15 protein-coding genes are annotated in these 20,532 nt (G+C 65.6%); 4 read left to right on the forward strand and 11 right to left on the reverse strand.

Annotated elements, in window-relative coordinates; all coding sequences use genetic code 11:
- Nucleotides 1-341: 341 nt before the first annotated feature.
- Together TK49_RS19100 and TK49_RS19105 are read right to left on the reverse strand one after the other, a co-directional pair.
- Complete coding sequence (locus TK49_RS19100) at nucleotides 342-3,023, reverse strand: sensor domain-containing diguanylate cyclase (RefSeq protein WP_045219082.1); 2,682 nt, start codon at nucleotides 3,021-3,023, stop codon at nucleotides 342-344.
- 123 nt (nucleotides 3,024-3,146) lie between these two features.
- Nucleotides 3,147-3,563, reverse strand: coding sequence for a surface-adhesin E family protein (locus TK49_RS19105; RefSeq protein ID WP_233902564.1), 417 nt, complete (start codon nucleotides 3,561-3,563; stop codon nucleotides 3,147-3,149).
- A 143-nt stretch (nucleotides 3,564-3,706) separates the two neighbouring features.
- Between TK49_RS19105 and TK49_RS19110 the strand changes: the two genes are divergently transcribed.
- The gene (locus TK49_RS19110) at nucleotides 3,707-4,507 is read left to right on the forward strand and encodes a YhfC family intramembrane metalloprotease (protein WP_045219087.1); all 801 of its coding nucleotides are present in this window, start codon (nucleotides 3,707-3,709) and stop codon (nucleotides 4,505-4,507) included.
- 18 nt (nucleotides 4,508-4,525) lie between these two features.
- Here TK49_RS19110 and TK49_RS19115 read toward each other — a convergent pair whose 3' ends face one another.
- From TK49_RS19115 to TK49_RS19145, 7 genes are all read right to left on the reverse strand, one after another.
- Nucleotides 4,526-5,884, reverse strand: coding sequence for a sigma-54-dependent transcriptional regulator (locus TK49_RS19115; protein ID WP_045219090.1), 1,359 nt, complete (start codon nucleotides 5,882-5,884; stop codon nucleotides 4,526-4,528).
- Nucleotides 5,877-7,790 (reverse strand): sensor histidine kinase, encoded by a 1,914-nt coding sequence (locus TK49_RS19120; protein WP_045219093.1) that lies wholly within the window; start codon nucleotides 7,788-7,790, stop codon nucleotides 5,877-5,879. The genes TK49_RS19115 and TK49_RS19120 overlap by 8 nt, the downstream gene beginning before the upstream one ends.
- A gap of 4 nt (nucleotides 7,791-7,794) precedes the next feature.
- Entirely contained in the window at nucleotides 7,795-9,135 is a 1,341-nt protein-coding gene (locus TK49_RS19125; protein ID WP_045219095.1) for an MFS transporter, read from the reverse strand.
- A 278-nt stretch (nucleotides 9,136-9,413) separates the two neighbouring features.
- Nucleotides 9,414-10,358, reverse strand: a complete 945-nt coding sequence (galU, locus tag TK49_RS19130) for a UTP--glucose-1-phosphate uridylyltransferase GalU (protein WP_082062903.1) — start codon at nucleotides 10,356-10,358, stop codon at nucleotides 9,414-9,416.
- 224 nt (nucleotides 10,359-10,582) lie between these two features.
- Nucleotides 10,583-11,419 (reverse strand): hypothetical protein, encoded by an 837-nt coding sequence (locus TK49_RS19135; protein WP_045219097.1) that lies wholly within the window; start codon nucleotides 11,417-11,419, stop codon nucleotides 10,583-10,585.
- Nucleotides 11,420-11,733: 314 nt separating this feature from the next.
- Complete coding sequence (locus TK49_RS19140) at nucleotides 11,734-12,741, reverse strand: ParB/RepB/Spo0J family partition protein (RefSeq protein ID WP_045219099.1); 1,008 nt, start codon at nucleotides 12,739-12,741, stop codon at nucleotides 11,734-11,736.
- A complete protein-coding gene (locus TK49_RS19145) occupies nucleotides 12,738-13,409 on the reverse strand; it encodes an AAA family ATPase (protein ID WP_045219101.1) in 672 nt (223 codons plus the stop codon). The genes TK49_RS19140 and TK49_RS19145 overlap by 4 nt, the downstream gene beginning before the upstream one ends.
- A 413-nt stretch (nucleotides 13,410-13,822) precedes the next feature.
- On the opposite strand from TK49_RS19145, the gene TK49_RS19150 reads away from it, so the two are divergent.
- Nucleotides 13,823-14,026, forward strand: coding sequence for a cold-shock protein (locus TK49_RS19150; protein ID WP_045219103.1), 204 nt, complete (start codon nucleotides 13,823-13,825; stop codon nucleotides 14,024-14,026).
- Between the two features lie 74 nt (nucleotides 14,027-14,100).
- Here the strand turns inward: TK49_RS19150 and TK49_RS19155 are convergent, their stop codons facing one another.
- Nucleotides 14,101-15,168 (reverse strand): replication protein RepA, encoded by a 1,068-nt coding sequence (locus tag TK49_RS19155; RefSeq protein WP_045219105.1) that lies wholly within the window; start codon nucleotides 15,166-15,168, stop codon nucleotides 14,101-14,103.
- A 1,414-nt stretch (nucleotides 15,169-16,582) separates the two neighbouring features.
- Between TK49_RS19155 and TK49_RS19160 the strand changes: the two genes are divergently transcribed.
- Entirely contained in the window at nucleotides 16,583-17,887 is a 1,305-nt protein-coding gene (locus TK49_RS19160) for an NCS2 family permease (protein WP_045219107.1), read from the forward strand.
- Between the two features lie 271 nt (nucleotides 17,888-18,158).
- On the opposite strand, the gene TK49_RS19165 is transcribed toward TK49_RS19160, so the two are convergent.
- Nucleotides 18,159-19,424 carry an integrase gene (locus tag TK49_RS19165; protein ID WP_045220352.1) on the reverse strand — a complete coding sequence of 422 codons (1,266 nt, stop codon included), beginning with the start codon at nucleotides 19,422-19,424 and terminating at the stop codon, nucleotides 18,159-18,161.
- 293 nt (nucleotides 19,425-19,717) lie between these two features.
- Between TK49_RS19165 and TK49_RS19170 the strand changes: the two genes are divergently transcribed.
- Entirely contained in the window at nucleotides 19,718-20,500 is a 783-nt protein-coding gene (locus TK49_RS19170) for a DUF4397 domain-containing protein (protein WP_045219109.1), read from the forward strand.
- Nucleotides 20,501-20,532 lie beyond the last annotated feature (32 nt).

Here is a 20,532-nt window from a genome sequence, read left to right on the forward strand (position 1 = left end):
GCGTCCGGCCGCGCGCGCCGTGCACGGCGCCGTCGGGCTCGACGGGCAATGACATCGGCAAACCAGCCAGGCGCGCGGTGCCGGGTCGGGCATGCGCAGCCAGGAAGTGCGTCGGAGAGTGAAGCGAAGGCGCCTTGGGTGTAGCGCTCTCGTGCGGCGCGCCAGGGTGGCTGGCGCGCGCAGTCAGTCGCGGGACTTTACCGGAAACCGCACGGTCGTGCGATAGGGAATTGTCCGCCACCCAAGCCGGGAGGCCGATATTGCGCCGCAGCACGCGCCGGATTGCTCGGCCCGATGCTACCGGGCGTACCTGTTTCTGCGTGGTGTGCGGCGCCGCGGGGTCATCCGGTGGAAAGTTCATCCGCGCTGACGAACAGCCCCTTGCCGCGCGATTTGGCCTCGTACAACGCTTCGTCGGCCGCCTCGAAGACGGCGTTCTGCGCGAGCGTGCGCGCATCGAAAAGCGCCCCGCCGATGCTTGCCCCGACCCGCACCATCGCTTCGCCAAGCCGAAACGGCCTGTTGCATGCGCCAAGGATATTGGCCGCGACCGTTCTGGCGTCGTCCGGCTGCGAGAGATGCTCCAGGATCACGGCGAACTCGTCGCCGCCGAACCGCGCCACGCCGTCATACGGGCGCACCGCGCGCGCGAGCCGTTGCGCGAACGCACGCAGCAGCGCATCGCCGGTGGCATGACCGTAGGTATCGTTGATGGCCTTGAAGCCGTCGAGATCGATGAGCAGCAAGGCCCCTGCCGAGGCCGCCACGCGCGCCTGGTCGAGCGCCATGGCGAGCCGCGCTTCAAAGCCCGCGCGGTTCAGCAGACCGGTCAGGTGGTCGGTCGTGGTCAGCGCGCGCAGACGCAGCTCCTGCTTCTTGCGCTCCGTCACGTCCAGCGTGACGGCGTGCACGCCGCTCACACGGCCCTGCGCATCGAACTGCGGCAGGTACGTGATCTCTTCACAGCGATACACGTCGCGGCCGCGATGCTCGCGCTCGAAGACGACGGTCTCGCCGTTCAGCGCGCGGCGCAGGGCGGGCTGCATGGTGGCATAGGGCGCATCGCCCACGACCTCGCGCACGATCTGCCCGAGCATGGTGGACGAAGGCCGCCCGTAGGTCTTTTCGTAAGCCGCGTTCAGAAAGCGGAAGCGCTCGTCGGTATCGATGAACGACACCAGCGCGGGAATGGCGTCGGTCACGGTCTGCAGCGTCTCGCGGCTGCGCTGCAGTGCCTCCTTGGCTGCCCGATCCCGCGTGATGTCGCGCATGATGGACGAGAAGTGCTCCATCGCACCGGCCGGATCGCGGTGCGCGATGATCATGTGATTGATCGGCACGTCCTTGCCCTGCGCGTTGCGTACGGTCGTCTCGCCGATCCACACACCGTCGCGTGCTGCCGCCGGCACGGCCACTTCGCGCAGCCACTGCATCGTTCCGGGCGGATAGAACGCCTCGACCGACATGCCTCGCACGTCGGCGTCCTCGGCGATGCCGGCAAACCGGCGGCCGGCCGGATTGATGTACGTGACGTTGCCGTCCACATCGCACTGCGCGACAAAGTCCGTGGTGGAGTCGAGAATCTTCGTGAGCACGCGCGAGGCCTGCTGCGCGCGCGCCCGGACGGTGATGTCCTCCATCGCGCCCACGTGGCCCACCACCTTGCCCGCCACGCGCACGGGCGCCGTGTTGACGACGAGCAGCCGTTCCCCCACTCCGGGCACGATCACGCGCTGCTCGGCGCTGTAGCCGACGCCACGCGTCACCGCATCGCGCCAGCCGGCCATGATGGTGTCGCGGTCGTGCGGATGCAGGCGCTGCAGCCACACGTCGGCCAGCGCTTCGTCGTGCGTTGCGCCCAGCAGGCGGCGGTACGCCTCGTTGGTATAGATGGTGCGGCCCGCTGTATCGGTACGGAACAGGCCGAGCGGCGAGGCATCGTTTACGGCTTCGAGTTCCGCGCGCTGGCGTGTCACCTCGCTCATCAGCTTGTGGAAGGCGGTCGATACGGCTTCGATCTCGGCCGAAGCGACCGGCAGTTCCAGGGGCGGGGCATTGCGCAGGTCGGTCGTGGAGAGCTGCGTCATGGCGGCGTGCAGCCGGCCGAGCGGGCGCAGCAGCCACAGCATCGCGGCCCACACCGACACCCCGATCAACGCGGCCAGCGCCATCACCGACCACCGGAACCGCTGGCGCATGATGGAAAGCTGGCGATTGGCCTCTGCCCCCGGCAGCACGGCAGCCAGCGTCCACCCGACCGCTACCACGTCCTGCCTGGCGAACACGTCGGCGCCCGACTCGGGCGCGGCCCACGGATCGGCGCGGAAGGCCGCCGCCACGGCCGGATCCGAATCGAGCGGCGCCAGGACCTTGCCGGCGTCGGGGTGGACGATAAAGATCGGCTTCGGACCATGCGCAACCACGTAGACATGGCCGGTCTGGCCGACGCGCATGTCACGCAGCGCGCCCAGAAAGTTCGGCTTGAGCAGATACAGCGATGCGCCGATCAGCCCGACCGGCCGGCCCGCCTCATCATGCACGGGCGCGGCCAGGATGATGATGGGCTCGCCGCCCACGCGGTTGCTCAGCGGCGCGGAAACGGCAGGCTGATCGACCACCATGACCTGCTTGAAGTAGTCACGGTCGGCAATGTTGATGCCGACCACGCCCTCGCGGAACGGGCGCAGCGCCGTCACGTCGCCGCCCGCCGTGGCCAGAAACACGCTGTCGAACAGGCCTGCCGCCGGCTCGATCGACGCGAAGAATGCCGCTTCCTGCTGCGGCGTATCGAACCGCACGGTCCGCATCTGCCGCGCGGTGCGTTCGAGCACACCCAGGTAGGTGTCCAACCGCTGCTGCAGGTCTTCGGCCGACACCTTCGCCAGGGCCGTCTGCTGCGCCTGGATCTGCGCCATCATCTCGCGGCGGATAGGCTCGCGCTGCGACCAGCCGAACAGGCTCACCAGCACCACGCTGATGACGGTCGCCATGATTGCCGCCTGCGATTTGAGGGTCAGTTTCATCGAAACGGTCGGCCGGCAGCGGCGCCTCGGAGCCGATGCCTTCTTGTTGTCGTGGGCCACACCATAGTGCTATGGCGGCCGGCCGTTGTCGAGCCGCGCGCGCAGCGCCGGGGCGATGCCGCGCTAGCGGCGGCCGCAGACGTACGCGGCGGAGCGGGCCGCGAGCGTGCCGGAGCGGATGCGCATCCAGTGCGCGCCGTCGGCGGTGTCGGTGTCGAGCGTGGCGCCGTCGGGGCCGCGCACGACGTAGTCGACGAGACGGATGCGGTGGCGGCGGCAATCGATCTCCTGGCGCGAGAGGATCACCGTGCCAGGCCGATAGCGGGCGCCATGCGCGCGGCGTTCACTGCGCTTGAGCACCGTCCGCGCGAGAAACGTCTTGTGGCCAGGGCGATTGGCGCGCAGGGAGGTCCGGTCGATGGAAGCCGAGACCGACGTCGTGGTGAGGTATTCATGCCAGCGGGACGCAGCCTGCGCCGGCATTGCCGCACCCACCGCGCCGATGCCGACGCCGCACATCCAGATCCACCGCCACATCATGCGTTTCACGACCGTCTGCCCTGCCCTATCAAGAATCGCGGCATCTGCTGCCATCCATGCATTGTAACAATCGATCCGCAAGACTCGGGCCCGTGGCGCTCAGGTAGGATGCGGCCCACCTACTCACGCGCCACATCTTCGCCATGCCCGTCGTTGCCCTGCCTGCCCTCCTTGCTCATGCCAGCGCGGCCTTGCTGCTCGCCTGCGTTCCCATCGTGGCGTGGTTCTGGCTGCGCCGGCGGTTCGACCTGGCGTGGCGCGACATTGGCGTCGGCGCGGCGGTGTTCGTGGTCGTTGCGCTGGTGCTGGAGCGCGCGCTGCACGTCTACCTGCTGCAGGTCAATCCGGCGACGGCGCAATGGCTGCGCGCTCCCGCGCTGTTCGTCGTCTATGGCGCGCTGATGGCGGGCGTGTTCGAGGAAACCGGCCGCTGGCTCGGTTTGCGGTTCCTGACGCGCAGACCCGGCGATGCTGCGACGCCCGTGGCCTATGCGCTCGGGCATGCCGGTATCGAGGCGTGGCTCGTCGGTACGGCGTCGCAGGCTCAGATGGTGGCCTTTGGCGTGGCCGCCAACCAGGGCCAGCTCGACGCGCGCCTGGCCGCCAGCGGCGCCGACGCCATGGCCGGCACGATCCACGCGATGCTCGCGCAGCTCTCGCCGTGGCTTGCGGCGGGGGCGGTGGCCGAACGCATGGCGGCGATGCTGATCCAGTTCACGCTCACGCTGGTGGTGTGGCATGCCGTGCGGCAGCGCCGCCTTGTGCTCGTCGTGGTGGCGATGCTGCTGCACGCGCTCGCCGATCTGCCCGCCGCGCTCTACCAGGTGCATGTGATGCCGCTGGCGGTGACGGAAGCGATCTACGCGGTCGTCGCGGTTCTGCTGGCGGCGACGTGCTGGCCGCCGCAGGGTGGCCGGAAGACCGGCGAATCGTCGCTGCGCTAGCGCGCGTCGACCTCCTCGCTAGCTGCTGCGGAACCGCTCCGGCTCGATGCCGTGCCGGTTGAGCTTGTCGTAGAGCGTCTTGCGCGGCACGGACAATAGATCGGCCGCGCGCGCCACGTTGCCCTCGGTGGCGCGCAGGGCCTCTTCGATGGTGGCGCGCTCGACCGCCATCATGCGGCCCGCCAGCGAGTGCTGGCTCGCTTCCGACGCGACCAGGCCGTCGTCGAGACCCAGGCAGAAGCGCTCGGCGACGTTTTTCAGTTCGCGCACATTGCCCGGCCAGTCGTGGTGCTGCCAGCGCATCATGTCCTGCGCAGACCAGTCAGGCGCGGCACGGTCGTAACGCACCGCCGCCTGCTGCAGGAAGTACGCCATCAGCAGCGGGATGTCCTCCGCCCGCTGGCGCAACGGCGGCAATGCGATCGATACGACGTTCAGGCGGTAGTACAAGTCGGCGCGGAATTCACCGCGGTCGGAGGCCTCTTTCAGATCCACCTTGGCGGCGGCCACCACGCGGCAGTTGACCGGCACGCTCGCGTTGCTGCCCAGCCGCTCGATGCTGCGCTCCTGCAGCGCGCGCAGCAGCTTGGCCTGCAGCGCCAGCGGCATCGATTCGATTTCATCCAGGAACAGCGTGCCGCCATCGGCGTATTCCATCTTGCCGACGCGGCGCCGGTTGGCACCCGTAAAGGCGCCGGCCTCGTGGCCGAACATTTCGCTCTCGAACACCGATTCGGGCAGCGCCGCGCAGTTCAGCGCAACGAAGGGCCCGCGCCGCCGGCTGCCCTCGTGGATGGCGCGCGCGAGCACTTCCTTGCCCGAGCCGGTCTCGCCGGTGACGAGGATGTCGGCATCGGTGGGCGCCAGCGCCGTGACGAGTCGGCGCACATTCTGCATGGCGGCGCTCTGGCCGATGAGCGGGTACGCCTGCCGGCCCTGCAACGCCTCGCGCAGGCGCAGGTTTTCGGAAGTGAGCCGGCGTTTCTCCAGCGCGCGCCGCACCACGTCGACCAGGCGCTCGGAGTGGAACGGCTTTTCCATGAAGTCGTAGGCACCGGCGCGCATGGCGGCCACGGCCATCGTCACGTCGCCGTGGCCGGTGATGAGGATGACGGGCAGCTGGCGGTCGTGCTGCAGCATCTCGCGCAGCACGGCCAGGCCGTCGCGGCCGGGCAGGCGGACGTCGGTCACGACCACGGCGGGCGTTTGCGTGGCGAGCGCCGCCAGCGCGCTTTCGGCATCGGCAAAGGCCTGCACCGGCACGTCGGCCAGGGCGAGCGCTTGCTCGCAGCCCAGGCGCACCACATCGTCGTCTTCGATCAGGAAGACGGGCGCGTGGTCGACGGCAGCGAGGTCGGAAGAAACGTTTTCAGGCATGCGGTGGGTCAACGCGTTCAAGCTCGATGAGGAATTCTGCGCCACCTGCACCGTCTTCGGCATTGCGGCCGATGAGCCGGCCGCCGAAATCCTCCACGATGGCCAGCGAGATCGCCAGCCCGAGGCCCAGCCCCTGGCCGTCGTCCTTGGTGGTGAAGAACGGCTCGAACAGGCGCGGCAGCACCTCGTCCGGAATACCGGGGCCGAAGTCGCGCACGGTGATGCGGACCCATTTGTCCACGGGTTCGACTCGTACATGCACGGCCGCAGGCTCGGGCCGCGATGCCTCGGCGGTGGCGTCGATGGCGTTGCGGATCAGGTTGACCAGCACTTGCTCGAGCCGCACCGCATTGGCCCACACGGCAAGCTCGGCCGGCACGGGCGCGGCGATGATCGGCACAGCGGCCTGGCGGCGGCGCGTTTCGACCAGCATCAGCGCCTGGCGGATCGCCTCGTCGACCGACACAGCGGCGCGCGCGGCGTCGCCCTTGCGCGAGAACGCCTTGATGTGCGAAACGATGCGGCCCATGCGGTTGGCAAGCTGGCTGATGTGCGTGAGGTTGCTGCGCACTTCGTCGATGCGGCCGCGCTCGGCGAGCTGGTTGGCGTTGTCGGACAGCGTGGTCAGCGCGGTGAGCGGCTGATTCAGTTCATGCGTGATGCCGGCGGCCATCTGCCCCAGCACGGCCAGCTTGCCGGCCTGCACGGCGGCGTCGCGCGTCTCGCGCAGGATACGCTGCGCGGCGTCGAGCGCCTCCACCTTGCTGGCGAGCGCGGTGTTGGCCGACGTCAACTCGGCGGTGCGCTGGGCGATGCGCGCCTCCAGGTCACGCTGCACCTCACGCAGTGCGGCGCGGGCGCGGCGCTGTTCTTCCCGGCGGCGCGCACGCAGGCGCAGCGCAACCAACACGGCAAACGCGAGCGCCATCGCAAACGCCGCGCTGGCGCCGGCCACGAGGGCGGTCCGTTGCTCGTCGCGCGGGTCGATCAGCACGGCGACTTGCCAGCCGAGCAGATCCACCGGGCGGTATTGCACGCGCAGCGTGGACGGCGATTTTCCGGGCAGCGCCACGTGCACCGTCTGCGGCGGCCGGTCCGCAGAAAAGGGTACGCTCGCACCGTGCGTGTCGAGCGGAGTCAACGCATGCGGCGCATATTGGCGGGTCGCATCGAGGGCGGCGCGCTGGTCGGCGTTCAATGTGCCGAGCGTGCGGTACTTCCATTCAGGGACCGAGCTCAGGAAGATCACCCCATGCCGATCGACCAGCAGTACGGTATCGCCGCTGCGCGAAAGCGTGGCTTCGAACGCATCCAGATTGATCTTGACGACCACGGCGCCGATCGGCTTGCCCGCCTCGCGCACCGGGGCCGCGAGGAAGTAGCCCGTTTCGCCCGTGGTGTTGCCCACGCCGTAGAAGCGGCCCAGGCCTTCGCGCATGGCTTCGGCAAAGTACGGGCGGAATGCGTAGTTGCGGCCGACGAAGGAGGACGGGAGATCCCAGTTGCTGGCAGCGAGCGTGAGGCCCGTCGTGTCGAGCAGATAGGCCGCCGACAGATCGGTGGCGGCCTGCACTTCTTTCAGGTAGGCATTGGCGGCGCGCCGCATGGCGGCGTCACCGGCATGATGCTGCGCCTGCAGCGCCACGTGCAGCACATGCTCGAGTGCCGCCAGGCGCGGCAGCGACTCATAGCGGGCGAGCGTGCTGCGCAGGTTCTGCGCATAGAAGGTGGTGCGCTGGCCGGCTTCTTCGGCGCGCGTGGCCACGTAGCGCTGCAGGGCCATCGCATAAGCGCCCCACCCCGCTGCCGCGCAGCACGCGGCCATCGCCAGCGCGACGGCCAACCGCCAGCCGGGCCCGCGTACGGGGTGGGCAAGGTGATCGGCATGGCCGTCGGTGGCGGGCATGAGCTCAGTGTTCGATGCGGGAATGCTTGCGAGTATCGCGCATGAACACGTACACCATCAGAGAAATGAAGATGGTACCCGTCACGTACCAGTAGAACAGCGGCTCATGGCCGATCTGCTTGAGCCACAGCGCGATGTACTCCGCCGTGCCGCCAAAGATCGACACCGTGAGCGCATACGGCAGGCCTACGCCGAGCGCGCGCACTTCCGCCGGGAAAAGCTCGGCCTTCACCACGGCGTTGATCGACGTGTAACCCGAGACGATCACCAGCGCGGCCATGATCAGGAAGAAGGCCATCCACACGTTGGTGGTCTGGCTGATGCCGGTCATGATGGGCACCGTGAAGAGCGTACCCAGCACGCCAAACGCGATCAGGATCGGGCGACGGCCGATGCGGTCGGACAGGCCGCCCACGATCGGCTGCAGGATGGCGAACAGCAGCAGCGTGGCGCCGGACACCAGCGTTGCCTTGTCCTTCGTCAGCCCCACCGTGTTGGCCAGGAACTTCTGCATGTAGATCGAGTACGTGTAGAACGCCACCGTACCGCCGAGCGTGAGGCCGACTACGGTCGCAACGGCCCGCGGATGCTTGGCCAGCTCCGCCAGCGTGCCGCGCCTCTTGTTCTGCTTGGCGGCGGTGAAGGACTCCGTCTCTTCCATGTGCGAGCGCATGCGCATCGCCACCAGCGCACACAGCGCGCCGATGAAGAACGGAATGCGCCAGCCCCACGCCTCCAACTGCGCCGGCGAAAGCACGAACTGCTGCAGCACGATCAGCAGCGCCAGCGCCGTCAGTTGCCCGGCGATGAGCGTGACGTACTGGAAGCTCGAATAGAAACCGCGGTTTTCCTTGTTGGCGACCTCGCTGAGGTACGTGGCCGAGGTGCCGTATTCCCCGCCGACCGACAGGCCTTGCAGCAGGCGGGCGAGCACCAGCAGTACGGGCGCCGCGACGCCGATGGTCGCGTAGCTCGGCGTGAGCGCGATGATGAGCGAACCCAGGCACATCAGCACCACCGAGAAGAACAGCGCGCGCTTACGTCCATAGCGATCGGCATAGATGCCCATCAGCCAGCCGCCCACCGGACGCGCCAGGAAGCCGACGGCAAACACCGCGGCGGTGTTGAGCAACTGCGCCGTCTGGTCGCCCTTGGGAAAGAACGCCTTGGCAAAGTACAGCGCAAACGCCGAATAGACGTACCAGTCGTACCACTCGACCAGGTTGCCGACCGAACCGGAGAAGATGGAACGCAGCCGGCGGCGAACGTCCGCCGGGGTGTCTTTCGCGGGGGCTTGGGCGGGCGCAAAGTCGCCCGTGACCGCGCCAGCCTGGGGCTGAGTCATGATGTCTCCTTGGAGCGTGGCGGCCTTGCCCGTGGCACGTCACCGGGTGGTGTCGTGCGCCAGGTGCGGGGCGGTCCGCCGGTTTATGAGTGGTCGCTCTTACTCAAGAAGCATTCCATGCAGGAAGCAGGCGCGCGGGCGTCCCGCAAACGCCCGTGGTGTCAGGCTTTGCGGGAAAGTGGCCGAATGGCGGGAGACGGGAGGAGTGTGCGGATTCTCAGAATCGGCCGCGCGTGCCGTGCGAAAACCCGCACGGCCGATCCGAAGGCGGGCGATCGTCAGGCCGCCACGCCGAGCGGAATGGTGTCGCGAACCAACGCGTCGACCTCGGCCTTGGCCTCTTCATGCGACAAGCCGAGGCGGTCGTACAGATACGCCTCGAAGTCGGCGCGCACTTCCGGATGGCGCAGCGCAAATTCAACGGTGGCCTGCAGATAGCCGAACTTGCTGCCGCAGTCGAAGCGCTGGCCACGGTAGCGGTAGGCCAGGATCTGCTCTTCGGCCAGCAGGCTCTGAATGGCGTCGGTCAATTGCAGCTCGCCGCCCGCGCCGGGCTTCAGGTTGCGCAGGTGGTCGAAGATGCGCGGCGTCAGGATGTACCGGCCGACCACGCCAAGATTCGACGGCGCATCCTTGGGCGCCGGCTTTTCGACGATGCCGTCGAGCTTGACGAGCCGGTCATCCCACTCGCGGCCTGCCACCACACCGTACGAACGCGTTGCTTCGGGCGCAATCGTTTCGACGCCGACGACGGAGCAACGGTAATGATCGTAGAGTTCCGTCATCTGCTGCATGACGGGCGGCTCGTTGTCGAGCAGGTCGTCCGCCAGGATCACGGCGAAGGGTTCGTCGCGTACCAGTTTCTGCGCGCACAGAACGGCGTGGCCAAGGCCCAGCGTCTCGGGCTGGCGCACATAGAAGCACTCGACACCGGGCGGCTTGATGGATTGCACCATCTCCAGCAGCGCCTGCTTGTTCTTGGCCGCGAGTTCGGTTTCGAGCTCGTAGGCCTTGTCGAAGTGGTCCTCAATGGCGCGTTTGGCGCGCCCGGTGATGAAGATCATCTCCGTGATGCCCGCGGCTGCCGCCTCTTCCACCGCGTACTGGATCAGCGGTTTGTCTACGATGGGCAACATTTCCTTGGGGCTGGCCTTGGTGGCGGGTAGAAAGCGCGTACCGAGCCCCGCCACGGGAAACACGGCCTTGGTGATCTTCTCGTTCATGACAGCTCCATTGGTGAGACGTAGCGTCACCAGCAAGTCATATGCCAGTGGCTCAACCCTTTGGTGGAGCGCGCTTCGCCAGGCGTCGAAAGAAGGCTCGGCGACGTGGCGCACGTGCGTTCCTACAACCGGTTGCAAGTCCGCCAGTCCACTTTCAGCGCCGAAAGTTGGACCGGGCGTACCCGATTCTGCGTGCACCGGCCCGCCAGAATGGGCAGGTTGGATCACAAAGACGGCTTGACCCAACCTCGGGAGACGGGCGCAGCACGTTCGGGTGCACGCCGGTAGGCGTCGATCTGCGCGCGCAATTGCGAGACCTCTGCCTCGAGCGCGCGGATTCGCTGGCGCAGCTGATCGGCCTCGTTCTGCGTCTGCTGGCGCACGGCATCGTTCTGCAGCCGTAGAAACCGCTCGGTACCAGCCAGCGCGCTGGCGGCCCCTTCCAGGCGGGCCACGGTCTCGATGGTCTGCTCAAGGCGTTCCAGCGTTGCGTCGGTCAGTTTGGGCGGCACGGCGGGGGCCGTGGCCAGGGCCTCACCGAGGCGGCGTTCAAGGTCCGCCATGGCGGCCTGCAGTTGGCGATTGCGGGCGGCCTCGTGCTCGAGCGCGCGCTCCGCCACTTCTGCCCGGATGCGGGCTTCCATCCATTCGGCCCCGGCCCCGGGTGCGCCAATGGCACGCGACGCCACGCGGTCGCGTTCAATGCGCATCGACATGCCAGAAAGCGGCGCCTGCGTACCCGTTTCTGCGGGCGCCCACGGAATCGGCCACGGTTCCACGGCCTCCGCCGCCCCGCCCGAGACCGCACCGGCGCGCCCTCGCGCCCGATCGACCGCCTTCTGCAGCGTCGTATTGCTCGGCCGCCGACGCACTCCGGCTTCCGCCAGCCACCGGGCATAACGGCCCGCGCCGTAGATCCGCCGCGTCACCGCCTGTACCGCGTCGATGACTTCGTCCAGGAACACGGCGTTGTCATGCGGAAACGCAATGTCGAGCCGTTGGATCGCCTCGAGAATCCGCTGCTGTTGCTGGGGAGAGAAGTGAAGGCTGGGCCGCGCCATGTTGAGTACTGTTGATGTTCTTACAGTGTACATCAGATGTTAAAAACATCAATGCATCTCTGTACTCGTACATTATTCCAATAATGTAGCGGTATAGTTGCAGTGGACCGCAGCGGGACGGGAGACACCGCAGACGGTTCTCGGAGGGTGTGAACCGTCCCTTTGCGGAGGGAAAACGGATGAGGCGGCGCCGCCCGTCGCCCCGCAGAAACGGGTACGGCCCGGCCCCTTTCGGCACTGAAGAAAGGGGCAACAAAAAAATAGCGCCCGAACGGGCGCTTTCATCAGCGAGCCGCGGAAAGTCCTATAGCAGCCTATAGCAGCGCCACGTCGAGGCCGAAACGGCTCTTCAGCGCCTCTACGAGGGATTCGCGCGCGGCGCGGTCTTCCAGCTTGACGTCCAGCATTACGCGGCCAGAATCCCATTCCTTAATTGTGCCTAGTAGATCACCTTCTGCGCTACGGATCTTGTACTGCCGGCTAACCTCCTTGACCTTGCGCGTGCGCCCTTCTTGGGCGACTTTGCGAATCTGTTCGACGTCGCGGCTGGACAGCCCTTCTTCCAACACGCGCTGCACCAGCTCACGCGTACGTTCCTCACCGGCACTCTTGAAGTACAGCGTGAGTTCGTAACCGGTCGCGATCCCGATGCCGGCGGGCCGTTCTTTCATGACTTCGAGCACCGACTCTGGCAGCTTCAACAGCGCAAGGGTTTTGTTGACCGTACCGGCTGAGACACCGGTAATTTCGCAAATATCTTCTTCTTTTTTTACTTTTCCTTCGTCGAGCAGCTGGCGCCACGCGATAGCGTTGTCGAGCACCGACTGCCCCGAGCGCTGCTCGTTCAGGACGAAGGACAGCCGGTAGAAATCGATGTCTGACAGACCGTCTTCGATAAAGCAGTCCATCTCGGTCTTGCCGGCGGCTGCCAGTGCGCGCTTGCGATAGTGACCATCGATGAGGACGTACCAACCCGGTTTGGCGGGATCGGGGGCGGCCAAGCCGGGCGTCTGCTGGCCATGCGTGGCGATCGAAGCGGCGCGCTCCTGAACGATCTGCGGATCATAGATCCGCCGTGCGTTCAGCGGGTTCTCCTGCAGCCGGTCCAGCGGGATCTTCACGACACGGCGCTCGGCCGGTGTCTCGTGCGCAGCGCTTTCAGCGCTGAAAGTGGAGGCGACCGGCTGACCCAGCAGCCCGCGTGGGTGCGAGGTGATCGCTTTCTCTGCCAAGGCAAATCGGTCCACGGGCGCGGTTTTCGTTTTTTCGGCCGCAATCCCAGCCAGCATTCCGTCCTTGAGCGATTTCAACTTCGCGCTCATACGCGTTCCTCCTGCAACAACAACTGCAATACTTCGTCGACCATGGCGTCGACCTCGCTGACAGCCTCCCGGGCCCCCGACACGCCGTGCACCGTTGCGCCGATTGCCTGGCACTCACGAAACGCGGATCGGGATCCGATCATCGAATCCATCAACGGAATATCCCCGTCATCTCCAAGGATCTCGATGGCTTGTTTGGCGAGCGAGACGCGGCGCTGCACCATGTTCGCCAGCACGCGAATTCGCAACGTTTCGTTCGTCACTTGCGCCTGCTGGGCCAATGCCTTGGCGGCCACCGCAGCCCACAGGTCAGGCGGCGAGGGCACTACGGGAATCAACGCGATGTCGGAAATAAGGAGTGCGCTTGAAGACGACGGGGAATGGACAGCCGGGGGGCAGTCGACCACGATGTAGTCGTAATCCGCCACAAACTTGCGAACCTCGCGGTGCATAGCGCCGCCGGAAGGCGCCAAACCGATCACCGAAGCGGGAAAGGGCTTGTCCTCGGGGGCTTGGGAAGCCCAACGGGTGGCGGTTCCCTGCTCGTCCATGTCGACCAGCAGTGTCTTGTTGCCCCGTAAGCCGAGCGTGCCGGCGATGTGCATGCTGACGGTGGTCTTGCCACAGCCGCCTTTTTGATTGAATACCGTTACGATCTTGGCGCTCACTGGTCCTCCACTTTCAGCGCTGAAAGTCAGTACCGCCCATCTTAGGGAAGAGAGGAGAAAAACACAAGATCGATAAAATTTAATTTATATAAATCCTCCAGAGCGGGGTCACGTTGCCGCGGCAACACATGCGGTTTTCAATACACTTGAATTGAGATGTAAATGCGGCCTTTAACGCATAACCCCATGCGTTCATCGTGCGAATTGGCCATTTTCTAGGTGTTTACCATTGAGTGCATAAAAGCGACATTTCAGAAAAATGCCGCCCATCGACACCCCGCCACAAACTGGTTATGATGCCCAGACAGTCGTCTGAAGACTTTGTCTACGCAGGATTCGGAATCAGCCGGTTCTTCGTGCGATGTCCGGATCGGCTGGACGACCTGTTTTTTGTTTTTTAAAGGAATTTTTGCATGGCCACGGGTACTGTCAAATGGTTTAACGAAACCAAAGGCTTCGGCTTCATCACGCCGGACGAAGGCGGCGCAGATCTGTTTGCGCACTTCTCCGAAATTCAGGGTTCGGGCTTCAAGACCCTGAAGGACGGCCAGAAGGTGTCCTTCGAGGTGAAGCAAGGCCCGAAGGGTCTGCAAGCCTCGGGAATCAAGCCGGAATAAGCATTTCAGGCTGTTAGGCCCGAGATGAAAAAAGGGGAGCTTCGGCTCCCCTTTCTTTTTGTCTGGACGATGCGCTAGGCCAGCTTGCGTACGCTGGTGCGTGAGGGCTGCAGGATCAGCGCCTTCGAAGAATCCGCATCCACCTTGGCGTCCGGATAGACCACCAGCACGTCCTTCAACGCCTTGCGGAACAGCGCCCGGAACTTGCGCTCGCTTTCCGTTTCGGTACCAAACTGCATCTGCAGCGCTTCCCACGGAATCTCCGTCCGCTTCTGGATCGTGAAGAAGCGATAGGTGAGCCACGAGTAGACGTCGAGCGCAAACGGCGATTGCTTGAGCGCCTTCAACGCACGCATGTCGACGGGCACCGGCCGGTTCACGAGCTCGTTGAAGAACGGCTCGGACAGCACCACAAAGCTCTCGAACATCGAGCCTTGGCCAGGCTGCATGGGGTCCCACCAGGTCGACAGCTGGTCGGCGAGCAGGTACCCGATGCGGTCGATCGACAGCGGCTCCTGGTTCTGGTTGGGGGCGGACTTGTTCTGGACGATGGCGATCGTCGCCGAGAACAGCCGGATCATCTGCTGGCGCACCAGCGTCATGGTGCCCCGCTTGCCGCCGGTCGCCATCGGAATGCCGAGGTTGTACATGAACTCGGACAGCGAATTGCCCAGCGAGATACGCCTGTCTTCGACCGTACCCTGGAATTCCCCGCGCTTCTTCTTCGCCATGATCTCCTTGCCGATCCAGGCGAGCATCAGGCGCGGATACGAGCCGTACGGGTAGCCGAAGGAGACCGTCTCCGAGACGATGCGCTGCCGCCCGTTGCTGGCCCGCTCCGAGCGCTGCTGGGTGAAGTACCCCGGCTGGATCATCAACGAAATATTGCCGCTGGAGCGCGTCCAGACCGGTGGCGAACCTTTGGGCGCACGGTAGGGCAGGGTAACCTGCACGCTTGCACGGCTGAGGAAGCCGACTTCGCCGCTTTGCCAGGCGTCTTCGCGCTCCATGGCCTGGGCTTCATCGAAGAGCCTCTGGAATTTCTCCGGCGCGGCGATGACTTGCCCTCCCGAGGGGACGATGATGCGGCCGGGCGCATTGTCGTCCGGCTTCCCATTGGGTGTGAGGCGTTTGGTGACCATATTGGGCAAGAATTGTTCAGAGCCTTTGTACTAAAACGCCTCCGGCTTGTCACGCAGAATTGGGTACGTTTTCCGATTTTTGCTCGTCGTCGCGGGAAGGGCGTCGGGGGGCAACCTGCAAGGTTGTCCCCGGAAGACCTTTCCTCACTACCAGTCATATATACCCCTTACGTTAACTACAGGTAAACCGTATACGCGACCCGCAAAGCCTTGGCGCGTCTGGGTTTGGGGGGCAAAACCGTACTCGATTCTGCGGACGTGCGAACCCGATTCTGCGAGACTGCGTACCCGCTTCTGCGCGAAACCGTACCTGCTTCTGCGCATCGGCCGTACCGGAATCTGCGGGGACAACATTGGGTTGTCCACAGTGTTATCCACAGAAAACGCCCTTCTCTGGCAGTCCTGGAGCGTCTTTCCTTGCCAGCGTACCCGTTTCTGCGTGGAAAGCGACCATCGGGGCGGCTGCAGCGGTTTCGGGAAAGCCTGTGCGTACCTGTTTCTGCGTGATTCTGTGATGTGGCGCCACGTGCGTGTGTACGCAAATCTGCGGGCTCGAACACAAGGGAGGTTTCGGCGTCCGCATACTCTTGCGGTTTGCAGAAGAGCGAGTACACGCTTCGGTCGAGTTCGATGAATCGTCGGCGTACCCGTTTCTGCGGACGCGCGAAGCGGTACAAGGGCGATGCAGCATGGCCCAGTACGGCGGCGGCTCCGTCTTTACAACTTTCATCGCTGAAACTTCCCGGCGATGGCCCCCGCGCCAGACCGGTCCTGGACGGCCCGCGCAAACCGCCGTACCTGTTTCTGCGGGTAAAAACCCTTATTAGCCAAAGGCTTGCGCCGCACGCCTACAACGCGCGCGTACCCGTTTCTGCGCGCGGCCCCGCAGAAACGGGTACGGCTCAGCGGCAAGCCGCTTCGCAGAAACGGGTTCGGTGCTTGCGCGCCGAAACGGCGAGGGGCCGCAGAAACGGGTACGGTGGAGCTGCGTGTGGATTCGCAGAAACGGGTACGGCCAAGCCCGGTTTCCAGCGTGTGGAAGCGGCCCTCGCCCCGTACCTATTTCTGCGAGTTGCCGCGCAGAAACGGGTACGCATATCGACCCGCATGCGGCCTGGCATCGTGCTTTCGCAGAAACGGGTACGCAGCCGACGCCGCCGGCCCGCTGGCCGCCGCGTGCACGTGCGTGGTGTTTCGGGCATCATGCGCATCCCGCGCGCCGGGCGGCCTCGTGCCTGGCCGGCGTGTTCTCCATCATTCCATTCGCATGAACAGTATTTCGATCGCGCGACCTTCGGGCGCCGGAATCTTGCTAAGAGTCGAATCGCCCGTACCGCGGGCGCGTAGCGGGGGCGTTCGGTCCGATGCACGGCCGAGCGGCGATCGCACTTCATAACAAGAGGAGACAAGACGCATGACCTGGCTCGCACGCTTTTTCAAGCTCGAGGAGCACCAGACCGACGTTCGCACCGAGGTGCTCGCCGGGCTGACAACCTTCCTCACGATGGCGTACATCATCTTCGTGAACCCGAACATCCTCGCCGATGCGGGCATGCCGCACGATGCGGTGTTCGTCGCCACGTGTATTGCCGCGGCGATCGGCACGGTCATCATGGGGATGTACGCGAACTACCCCATCGCGATGGCGCCGGGCATGGGCCTGAACGCCTACTTTGCGTATGCGGTGGTCAAGGGCATGGGTTTCACGTGGCAGGCGGCGCTGGGCGCGGTATTCATCTCAGGCTGCCTGTTCCTGCTGGTGAGCGTGTTCCGCATCCGCGAGATGATCGTCAACGGGATCCCGCATTCGATCCGCGTGGCGATCACCGCGGGCATCGGGTTGTTCCTCGGTATCGTGTCGCTGCGCGGGGCGGGGTTGATCGTCGGGAATCCGGCGACGCTCGTTTCGCTCGGCGACGTGCATCAGCCGTCGGTGATCCTCGCGGTGATCGGCTTCTTCCTCATCGTGGCGCTGGATCACCTGCGCGTGAAGGGCGCCATCCTGATCGGCATCCTGGCGGTGACGGCGGCGAGCTTCTTCTTTGCCGGCAACACCTTCCACGGCGTGGTGTCGATGCCGCCGTCGCTGGCGCCGACGCTCATGCAGCTCGACATCATGAGCGCGCTGTCGGTGGGCATCCTGAACGTGGTGCTGGTGTTCTTCCTGGTCGAACTGTTCGATGCGACCGGCACGCTGATGGGCGTGGCGAACCGAGCGGGCCTGCTCAAGCAGGGCAAGATGGACCGCCTGAACAAGGCGCTGCTGGCCGACAGCACCGCCATCATGGCCGGGTCGCTGCTCGGCACGTCCTCCACCACGGCGTACATCGAGAGCGCCTCGGGCGTGCAGGCAGGCGGGCGCACGGGCCTGACTGCGCTGACGGTGGCGGTGCTGTTCCTGCTGTGCCTGTTCTTCTCGCCGCTGGCTGGTGTGGTGCCAGCGTATGCGACGGCGCCCGCGCTGCTGTACGTGTCGTGTCTGATGCTGCGCGAGCTGGTCGACCTCAACTGGGAAGACACCACCGAAGCGGTGCCGGCCGTGCTCACGGCGCTGATGATGCCGTTCACGTATTCGATTGCGAATGGCGTGGCGTTCGGCTTCATTGCGTATTCGGGCTTGAAGCTGTTCACGGGCCGCATGCGCGAAGTGCCGGTCATTGTGTGGATCATCTCGGCCGTGTTCCTGTTCCGCTTCTTCTATCTGTCCGGCGGACATTGAGCGATTGCATCGCAGACGAAAGACGCGGGCCGTGGGTCCGCGTTTTTTTTGCCTGAAAGCGTACCCATTTCTGCGCACGATTTTTGAGCGGTGCGTACCCGTTTCTGCGAGACATCGTCGGCGATGCATGCCCCGCGCGAACCCAATTCTGCGGACGATGTGAGCGACAACTGTTGCGTAAAGCCGGACAACAATGGCGCGCGACAATGCATCGGCGCGCTGCCCGATGCATGCGATGCGTACCCGTTTCTGCGCGCTGTGTGGAGGAATGTCAGGCCGATGGCCCGGCCAGTTTGCGCGCGGCGTCGGCGATGCTGGCTGCGAGGTCAGCTTCGCGCGCGCGTACGGCGACCGCCGGCAACGCCGCCAGGCCCAGCGCGTGCGCCACGTCGGCTGCGGCGTCGCCGGCGGCAAGACGCTCGCGCAGATGCGCTCCCCGCAGCTCGCGCAACGACGTGTTCGCCAGACGCAGTGCCGCGTCGGTGTGGCCGATGGCGCGAGCGTAGTCAGCGGCTTCGTTCAGCATCGCCTTGACGATGAGCAGCAACTGCGAGCGTGAACCAATGCCCTTGCGCTCGCCAAAATCGCGGCGTAGGGCGGGCGAGTCGATGATGCTGCCGTCGGCCCGACGCGGCGAGCGCTTGCGTATCGAGAGCAGCAGCGGTGTCGCTTCATCAGGCAGCGGCAGCGGCGACAGGCCAAAGGCGGTGCGGTACTCGCGCAGCGCGGGCATCAGCGCATCGCACGGCAGCCAGCGCCGCGCGCGCCCCGCGCCCACCGCAAGCAGCCACACGGACGCCGGCAACGGCGCATCCGGGGTGGCATGCTCGGCCGGCACGGCGTGCAGGGCCACGTCGCCCATCCGCGCATTCACCAGTTCTGACACGCGCATGCCTGCCTGTGACAGCAGCACGGCGAGGAAGTGGTCGCGCGCCTGTCGCAGGCGGGCTTCGCGCCCGAGGGCGACGCGGCCGCGCACGGCATCGGCCATCAACGCCATGTCGGCGGCGGTGGGTGCGGTGTGGGCTCCGGGCGCGGTTGCCGGTGTGGCACGGACTCGCGGTCCGGCATCCGGCACGGTGATGACCATCGCGTCGTCATCGAGAAACGGGTTCGTTTGCAGATAGCCGGTGCGCTGCAGCCAGCCGCAGAGGTTGGCCGCGATGATGCTGCTCTGCCGCGCCGAACGTGCGGAGAGCGGGCCACGCAGTGGCGTCCACCCCGGATCGTCACGCTCGATGCCGCGCGCGCTGACAGCCCAGGCGGGCGGTTCTTGCAAAAAGCGCAGATACGCGCGCGCGTCGTCGCGCTGCCAGCTTGCGATTGGCTGACCGAGCGTGCGCGCATACCAGCACACACGCTCGGCTTCGACGCGATATTGCGACAGCGTGGACGCACTCACGGCGCGTGCGCCGGAGGCACGCGCTTGCAGCCACGCGTGCACCCGTTCGCGTTCGCGCGCAAATGCCTGCGGATCGGCCGGAGAAGCGGTGTGGTCGGGCAGCGGCGCGGGGCTCGCCGGACGCGGTTCGGGCATGCGGATGAGCGGGTGGCGCATGAGAAAACACGGATCGCGCAAGTATAGCGAGCCGCTTGTCTGCGCGGCCGCGCGCATAGCCCTCGAAGGACGGTTCAGGCGCGCGGGCACGCGCCATGCTCGTTGCCCGGGCGTCGGGTTGCATGTCGGAGTCTTCCGACAACACGATCGGAACCGTCTCGATAGGCGCGCCGGATGGGCGCGGTTATCGTCGGCTCCACATGTCGATGACAACCTACATGGGCGCGCGATGTCTGCGCCTGTCTTGAACACGCTTTCGTCCGAGGTGAACGATGAAGATACAGATCAGGAAGATTGCCGCCGTGCTGGCACTGGGTTCATTGGCCGTGCTGGCCGGATGTGGCGGTGGTGACGACGATATCGGGCAGATCATCGGCACGAGTTCGCCGCAGTACCGCACCGTGCATGCCAACCCGTTCATCCAGAACGTCGACTTCGGCGTGAACGGCACCGTGCGCATCGCCAACGTCGGCTTCAAGAACGTCAGCAACTACTTCGGCATCGATGCCACAGCGACCACCGCTACGGTGTCCAATGCAGGCAGCAACTCGCCCCTGGCGTCAGCCACCTTCAACCCCGTCAACGGTCACCGCTATACGGCGCTCGCCATTGTCGGTGCGAACGGCACGGCCACCAATCTGTCGATCATCGATGACCCGTACGACAAGTCCATCCTCTCGGACAAGGCCCGCGTGCGGACCTTCAACGCCTCGTACAACGCCCCCAACGTCGACGTGTACGTGACGGCGCCCAATGCCGACCTCACCAACGTCGCCCCGACCATGGGCGGCGCGGCCTACGGTGCTGCCTCGCCGGCCAGCACGCAGGATTCGATCTACGTGGACGGCGGCACGTATCAGATCCGCGTGACGACCGCCGGCACGAAGAATGTCATCTTCAGCTCGCAGCCGTTCAGCCTGGCCAACAATGCCGACTGGCTGATCACGACGCTGCCTGCCGGCGGCATCGGTGCCGTGACGCCGAACAATATCCGCGTGCTCGTGGCCCAGGCCAATGGTGCATCGCAAACGGCGTCGGAACTGCCGTCGCAGTAAAGTCACGGACGGATGATGCGGTGCCGCGGCAC

Source organism: Ralstonia mannitolilytica (assembly GCF_000954135.1).
In the GTDB taxonomy this organism is placed as follows: Bacteria; Pseudomonadota; Gammaproteobacteria; order Burkholderiales; family Burkholderiaceae; genus Ralstonia; species Ralstonia mannitolilytica.